This is a genomic window from Streptomyces sp. NPDC048664 (assembly GCF_040650555.1).
In the GTDB taxonomy this organism is placed as follows: Bacteria; Actinomycetota; Actinomycetes; order Streptomycetales; family Streptomycetaceae; genus Streptomyces.
Map to the genome: position 1 here is coordinate 47,859 of NZ_JBEZHK010000045.1, position 6,927 is coordinate 54,785.

Sequence of the window (6,927 nt, forward strand, 5' to 3'; positions counted from 1 at the left end):
GACAGGCGGCCTACGGCGCCCGGCGCACCTGGGCGAGGCTTCTGGTGGACCGGAGCAGCCTCGTACGCTCCCGTTCGTCGGTGCCGCCCCACACACCCGACGTCTGCCCGCTGCGCAGGGCCCACGTCAGGCACTCCTCCATCACCGGGCACCGGTGGCAGACCCGCTTGGCCTCCGCGACCTCCGTGACGGCGGGGCCGGTGGAACCCACCGGGAAGAACAGCTCAGGGTCCTCATCCACACATGCCGCATACCGCAACCACTCCATGCGCGCCCGGGTCCCCCGGACGCCTGCGGTGAAACCGGGGATCTTCCCTGCGGTCGCACCGCGGTCTATAGTCCAAAACTAGCGGTGCTAATCAACTGACCAGTCGCCGAGTGCGCCCAGGAGCCCGATCGTGCGTACCGTCCATTTCGCGGCCGCCCGCCGCACCCCGATCGGCAAGCTGCGTGGCGCCCTGTCCACGGTGCGGCCCGACGACCTCGCGGCGACCGTCGTCCGGGGCCTGCTGGCCGACGCGCCCGCCCTCGACCCGGCCCGCGTCGACGACGTCTACTGGGGCGCGGCCAACCAGGCCGGTGAGGACAACCGCAACGTCGCCCGCATGGCCGCCCTCCTCGCCGGGCTGCCGGACTCGGTGCCGGGCGCCACGGTCAACCGACTGTGCGCCTCCGGCCTGGAAGCGGTCACCCTGGCCGCGCGCACCATCGCCGCCGGTGAGGCGGACATCGTGCTCGCCGGCGGCTCCGAGTCGATGAGCCGCGCCCCCTTCGTCCTGCCCCGCCCGGACGAGGCCCTGCCGCACCGGATGGAGACCTTCGACACCCGCCTCGGCTGGCGGCTGGTCAACCCGGAGATGAAGGAACTCCACGGACTGCTGTCCATGGGCGAGACCGCCGAGGAGGTCGCCGAGCGGTACGGCGTCCCGCGCGAACGCCAGGACCACTTCGCGCTGCGCAGCCACCAGCGCGCGGCCGAGGCCCGCAAGAACGGCTTCTTCGACGCCGAACTCCTGCCGGTGACCCGCCCGGACGGCGTCGTCGTCACCGAGGACGAGTGCGTACGCGAGGACACCTCGTACGAGAAGCTCGCGCGCCTGCGGCCCGTGTTCCGCCAGGGCGGCACGGTCACCGCCGGCAACGCCTCACCCATGAACGACGGCGCGGCCGGGCTGCTCCTCGTCAGCGAGGAGGTCCTGGACGAGCTGGGTCTCGAGTCCCTCGGCCGCTATGTCGCCGGCGCCTCCGCCGGCGTCCATCCCGACGTCATGGGCATCGGCCCCGTGCCCGCCACGGAGAAGGTCCTGGCCCGCGCGGGCTGGAGCGTCGCGGACCTCCAGGAGGCCGAGTTCAACGAGGCGTTCGCCGCCCAGGCCCTCGCCTGCGTCGACCGCCTCGGCATCGACCCGGACCTGGTCAACCCGACCGGCGGCGCCATCGCCCTGGGCCATCCCCTCGGCTGCTCGGGCGCCCGCATCCTGACCACACTCCTGCACCGGATGCGACGCGGCAACGCGACGAAGGGCCTCGCCACCATGTGCGTGGGAGTCGGCCAGGGAACCGCAGTACTGGTATCCCACCCCTGAACCCTACGTGTTCAGGGGTGGGGGGAACTGCGCAAAATCCCACGACGCACCGGCACGGACCACCGCACGTCGGCCACGTGTTCAGGGGTGGGGGGAACTGCGCAAAACCCCACGACGCACCGGCACGGACCACCGCACCTATTCCCCGCCCCGCCTGCGCAGCAAGTACGTATCCATGATCCACCCCTTGCGCCCCCGCGCCTCCTCCCGCACCCGCGCGATCCGCTCCGCCGTCTCCCCGAGCGGCCCCGACACCAGGATCTCGTCCGGCGTACCGATGTACGCCCCCCAGTAGATGTCCACGTCCTGATCCACGTACCGCCGAAACGCCTGATGCGCGTCGAGCATCACCACCACGTCGTCGACACCGTCAGGAAACCCCTCCGCCAGCCTGCGCCCCGTGGTGATCTGCACGGGCCGGCCCACCCGGTTCAGCCCCGTGCGATGCCGGGCCGCGAGCGCGGAAACGCTGCTGATCCCCGGCACGACGTCGTAGGCGAACGTCACCGCGCCCCGCTCCAGGATCTCCTCCAGGATTCCCAGGGTGCTGTCGTACAGCGCCGGGTCGCCCCACACGAGGAACGCCCCCCGCTCGTCCTCGCCCAGCTCCTCGAGGATGAGCCGCTCGTAGATCGCGGCGCGCGCGGACCGCCAGTCGCCGACGGCGGGGGCGTACGCGGCACCGTCCGCGGCCCGGTCGCGCGCCGGGTCGCGCGCCCGGACCAGGCGGTAGCCGCCCTCCGGCAGATGCGCGTCGAGGATGTCGTGACGCAGCCCGACCAGGTCGGACGTCGCCTCGCCCTTGTCGAGGAGGAAGAACACGTCCGTGTCCCTGAGCGCCTTGACCGCCTGAAGCGTGAGCTGGTCGGGGTCGCCCGCACCGATGCCGATGACATGAATCGTTCGCACGCCCCGAGTCTGCCGTACCGCACCGGCACCCCGCGCACACCCCTGACCGCCCGGCCGTTCTACGGCCGGGCACCACGCAGCCGCGGAGCGCACCGCCGCGCGTCGACCGGCGCCGCGTCGCGCTCCACCCGGTCGGCCAACTCCTCGGCCCAGCGCACCAGCTCCGCCACCGCCATCCCGTACGGCCGCTCCTGCCCCGACGCGGCCGCCCACTCCTGGACCGCCACGCCGCCGCGACGCAGCAGCCGGGCACCTCCGGTCGCGTTGCCGCGCGCCGCGTGGGTGAGGCCGACCGCCAGCTGGGCGAGCCCGCGCCACAGGCCCCGCTCCCCGTCGGGCCCCGACTTCCACGCGTCCTCGAAGACCTCGTGCGCGTGAAAGGGCCTCCCGGCGTCCAGGAGCTCCTGCGCCTCGGCGACGCTCTCCCGAGGGGTGCGCACCAGGCCCTCCGGCTGGCGGTCCACGCCCTGCGCCCCGTAGGGCAGGGGGCGTCCCAGCCCGTCGCGGGGCCGCGCGTTGCGGGCCCGGCCCTCCTCGTCCCGGTCCCGGTCCTGGCCCTGTCCCGGCGGAACCCCGGTCGTGTCACCCATCCCCCGATTGTCCCGCGTTTCCCCCGCTTCCCGCGTCTTTCGGCGTAGCGCCCCACGTGCTGTAGAGTTCCTGCTGCGCGATCACACGGGTCTTCGTGGAGACGCGCACCGGGACGTGGCGCAGCTTGGTAGCGCACTTGACTGGGGGTCAAGGGGTCGCAGGTTCAAATCCTGTCGTCCCGACTGGAGCATCGCTCCGAAGTCGCAGATGAGGGCTCTGTTTCACCACGGTGAGGCAGGGCCCTTGATCGTTCTCGCGCGCTGTCCTGCCGCCACGCCGGGCGGGCCCATGCGTACCGCTCTGTTAGACCGATCGCTTGACTGTTCGGCGCGTCTGTCCGAGGGCCGCTGAGTGTGGAGAAAAGCTGTTCGCGGATGCCTGGCCAGTGGGGATCCCCGTCCGTTGGTTCGATTCTCCGAGGGGTGACCGAACATGAGCGCTGAGAACCGCACTCGGACCGCCTTGGGGCCACTGCCCGGGCGTGGCAGGTGGTGTGTCGGCGGTGCCGCGGCGTCGCTGGCGCTCATGGTGCTCGGTTGCGCCGAACCCGCGCTGGCGGCCCCGCTGAAGTCTTTGCCGGTATCCACGCACTCGGTCCGCGCCGCCGGCGGCGACGAGTGCGGGTACGGCAGGGGCGACCACGGCCACCGAGACCACGGCACGTGCAAAGCCGGCCGGACCGGAGCCACGGGACCCACCGGACCGGCCGGAGCCACGGGAGCGACCGGGCCCACCGGATTGACGGGAGCCACGGGAGCCACCGGGTTGGGCGGACCGACCGGAGCCACCGGCTCCACGGGAGCCACCGGCTCGATCGGAGCCACTGGTTCAACCGGAGCGACCGGCTCGGTCGGATCCACGGGATCCACGGGAGCGACCGGGGCTACGGGAGCCACCGGGGCGACGGGATCCAGCGGATCGACCGGAGCCACGGGACCCGCAGCAGCGGAGCCGGTCTTCGGGCAGTTCCTCCTGACCCAGATCGTGCACGGCGCGACGCTCACGTGTGCGAGTGTCACCACGACCGCGACCACGTCCGAGTGCACGGGGCCAAGCATCAACGGTCTCCAGGTCGCCCTGGGCAGCCCCCAGTACATGACCATCTGCAATGCCGTCACCGGCCAGAACTTCGCAAGTGTGGGCGGCCTCGGCGGTATCACGACGCCCTACGTCGTCTGGAACGGCACGACGTGGGCGCTCAGTTCGGCCGCCGGTCCCACGTACCTCTCAGATCTGGGCTGCAATCGTTGAGCAGCACGGCTTCCTTCTGACCTCCACCCCCGCCCACAGCGCCGGCCAGGCTGCGTGAACCGGCAGATCCTCGTCCTGGCCGGCCGCGTCGCAGCAGGAGTGCCGCGGTCGTCGTGGCCGCCGCCGGCGGGCTCGTCCGGGCGTCACCGGCACTACCCGGCTCGGCGCATGATCTGACCGCCGCCCGGGCCCACGGCATCATCGACGCGCTGACCAGCGAGAAGGTGATGACCTTCGCCGACAAGGGGTACCGAGGCGCCCGCGGAAGCGTCCGCGAAGATCCGCGCTCGCGGCGAACGGGCCATCGCTACCCTCACAACCTGGAGAATCCTGGTCGAGCAGCGCTGCTGCCCGCGCCGAGCCACCGCAATCGTGCAGCCATCCTCGTCCTGCACCACGCCGAGTCACCGCGCTACGAAGGACGAAACGGTTCACTGGATGCCGGCTCGTCTGCGATCGATGTGCCGGCGCGGTCGTCGGTGCCCGGCAGGTCCTTGGCGAGCCGGCCTGCGAGTGTGCTCACCGGGCATCGGCCGGGTGAGGACGCCGAGTGTGAGCAGAGCGAGCGCCGGCAGCACGGCGACGATGATTCCCATCGGCAAGGCGTCGGTGGCGCCACCCGCGCCGGCCAGCGGAGCGAGTGCCCCGCCGAACATGAACTGGCTGAAGCCGAGCAGAGCGGCGGCCGACCCGGCGTGTCCGCCGTGGTCGGCCAGGGCCTGGGCCGCGGCGTTCGGCATGACCAGGCCCACGCTGGAGACCAGGACGAACAGGCCGATCAGGAGCACGGGGAGGGGTGCCCGTGTCAGCACCGCGCCCAGGACCGTGGCGCCACCGGCTGTCGCGCCCAGCAGACCGGCGAGCAACAGCACGCGGGCGCCGGCCCGGGCCACCAGCCGGCCGCTGATGTGGGCGGCCGCAACGAGTCCGGCGGCGTTGGCGGCGAACACGGCGCTGTACTGCTGCGGTGACAGGCCGTGGATTTCCTGCAGGACGAACGGCGAGCCGGAGATGTAGGCGAACATCGCCGCGAAGACCAGGCCGTTGGCCAGGACGTACCCGGTGAAGACCCGGTCGCCGAGCAGCTGCCCGACGACAGCCGGCAGCGGCTGGCGTGACGCGGAGGGCCGGCTCTTTGGCAGTCCTGCGGCGGAGGCCGCCAGCATCACGGCGCCGAGTACGGCCAGGGCCACGAAGATTCCGGGCCAGGCTGTGACGCGCAGTAGCTGGCCGCCGAGGACCGGCGCGATCACCGGCGCCAGGCCGGTGATCAAGGTCAGTGCGGAGAAGAGACGTGCGGTGCGGGTTCCGGAGGTGCGGTCGCGGACCATGGCGTTGGCGATGACGATGCCGAACGCCCCGCCGATGCCCTGGACCAGGCGTAGGCCGACGAGGGTCCGGACGTCGGGTGCCACCGCGCAGAGCGCGCTGGCGATCGTGTAGAGGGCGAGGCCCGCCAGCAACGGACGCCGCCGGCCGTAGGTGTCGCTCAGCGGCCCGGCGATCAGCTGCCCGATGGCCAGCCCGGCCAGACAGGCGGTGATGGTGAGCTGGGTGGCCGCGGCGCCGGCGCGCAGGTCGCCGGCGAGGTCCGGCAGTCCGGGCAGGTAGCTGTCGATGGACAGTGGTCCCAGGGCCACGAGGGCTGCGAGAAGGACGATGAATCGGGTGTGCCGGCCGGCGGCGTCGTTGCTCATGGCTCAGTACGCCACGGTGATGCGGCGGCGGATAGCGGTGCCGCTCTCGATCGTGTCGGCCAAGGCGATCGCGTAGTCGGCGTACGAGATGCGGCTGTTGCCGTCGTCGTCGGTGAGCAGGGTGTCCCCGGCGCTGCGGTAGGCCCCGGTCCGCTCGCCCGCTCCGATGACCGCGGCGGGCGACACGTACGTCCAGTCGAGGTCGTGCACGCCGCGGTAGAGGTCGAGCGCTTCGGACTGGGCCTCGGCGTTGGCCTTCCACAGCGCGGGGAAGTCCGGGTCGTCCATGACCCGGGTGCCGGTCGGGGTGCGCAGGCTGCCGGCACCGCCGATGGTGACCAGGCGGGTGACGCCGGCTCGGCGGAGTCCGTCGATCAGCGCACGGGCGGCACCGACGATCGTGGCGCGGTCGTTCTCCTGGCCGATCCGGGGGCCGACGGCCGACAGTACGGCGTCGTGGGAGGCGGCGAGGCCGGCGACCGCCGCGGGGTCGGTGACGTCACCGGTGGTCACGGTCAGGGCCTTGTGCTCGAGGCCGTCGATGTGGCCGGCTCGGGTGACCGCGGTGACGGTGTGGCCGCGACGCAGTAGTTCCTCGGTGGTGGGCCGGCCGATGTTGCCGCTGGCGCCGAACAGGACGATCTTCATGTGTTGCTCCTTGTTTCTGATGGTCAGAGGACGGGCTGGCCGTCGGCGATGATGGCCGCGGTGATGCCCCGCTCGGCGGCGGCGTGCTGGAAGCGCTGCTCGATGTCGGGTTGTTCGGTGTAGAACGGCGGGTTGTGGAACAGGCCGTAGCTTGATCTTTAACGTGTGCTGTCGAACGGTGCGTCGTACTTGATCACTCGGTTCGGTAACTGCCGTACGTGGAAACGGCCTTCGTCTGAACATGT

General features: G+C 71.8%; 7 protein-coding genes, 1 tRNA gene and 1 pseudogene. 4 read left to right on the top strand and 5 right to left on the bottom strand.

Translation table 11 applies throughout. The annotated features are described in order from the left end of the window. Positions 1-10 precede the first annotated feature (10 nt). Positions 11-268 carry a WhiB family transcriptional regulator gene (locus tag AB0C59_RS32790; RefSeq protein WP_363011133.1) on the bottom strand — a complete coding sequence of 86 codons (258 nt, stop codon included), beginning with the start codon at positions 266-268 and terminating at the stop codon, positions 11-13. Positions 269-398: 130 nt separating this feature from the next. On the opposite strand from AB0C59_RS32790, the gene AB0C59_RS32795 reads away from it, so the two are divergent. After that, positions 399-1,586 (top strand): thiolase family protein, encoded by a 1,188-nt coding sequence (locus AB0C59_RS32795; protein ID WP_363011135.1) that lies wholly within the window; start codon positions 399-401, stop codon positions 1,584-1,586. A 138-nt stretch (positions 1,587-1,724) separates the two neighbouring features. On the opposite strand, the gene cobF is transcribed toward AB0C59_RS32795, so the two are convergent. Both cobF and AB0C59_RS32805 read right to left on the bottom strand, forming a co-directional pair. Continuing rightward, on the bottom strand, positions 1,725-2,495 hold the full coding sequence (gene cobF, locus AB0C59_RS32800) for a precorrin-6A synthase (deacetylating) (protein WP_363011137.1): 771 nt from the start codon (positions 2,493-2,495) through the stop codon (positions 1,725-1,727). Between the two features lie 59 nt (positions 2,496-2,554). After that, the gene (locus AB0C59_RS32805; RefSeq protein ID WP_363011139.1) at positions 2,555-3,085 is read right to left on the bottom strand and encodes a DUF309 domain-containing protein; all 531 of its coding nucleotides are present in this window, start codon (positions 3,083-3,085) and stop codon (positions 2,555-2,557) included. 109 nt (positions 3,086-3,194) lie between these two features. On the opposite strand from AB0C59_RS32805, the gene AB0C59_RS32810 reads away from it, so the two are divergent. The 3 genes and pseudogenes from AB0C59_RS32810 to AB0C59_RS32820 form a co-directional block, all read left to right on the top strand. Beyond that, a tRNA-Pro gene (locus AB0C59_RS32810) sits at positions 3,195-3,268 on the top strand. Positions 3,269-3,851: 583 nt separating this feature from the next. Continuing rightward, positions 3,852-4,337, top strand: a complete 486-nt coding sequence (locus tag AB0C59_RS32815) for a hypothetical protein (protein ID WP_363011141.1) — start codon at positions 3,852-3,854, stop codon at positions 4,335-4,337. A 122-nt stretch (positions 4,338-4,459) separates the two neighbouring features. Further along, positions 4,460-4,759: pseudogene (locus AB0C59_RS32820) on the top strand (IS5/IS1182 family transposase); the annotation flags it as partial. A 9-nt stretch (positions 4,760-4,768) separates the two neighbouring features. On the opposite strand, the gene AB0C59_RS32825 reads toward AB0C59_RS32820, so the two are convergent. Both AB0C59_RS32825 and AB0C59_RS32830 read right to left on the bottom strand, forming a co-directional pair. Beyond that, on the bottom strand, positions 4,769-6,034 hold the full coding sequence (locus AB0C59_RS32825) for a multidrug effflux MFS transporter (RefSeq protein ID WP_363011143.1): 1,266 nt from the start codon (positions 6,032-6,034) through the stop codon (positions 4,769-4,771). A gap of 3 nt (positions 6,035-6,037) precedes the next feature. Then, on the bottom strand, positions 6,038-6,682 hold the full coding sequence (locus tag AB0C59_RS32830; protein WP_363011145.1) for an NAD(P)H-binding protein: 645 nt from the start codon (positions 6,680-6,682) through the stop codon (positions 6,038-6,040). Positions 6,683-6,927 lie beyond the last annotated feature (245 nt).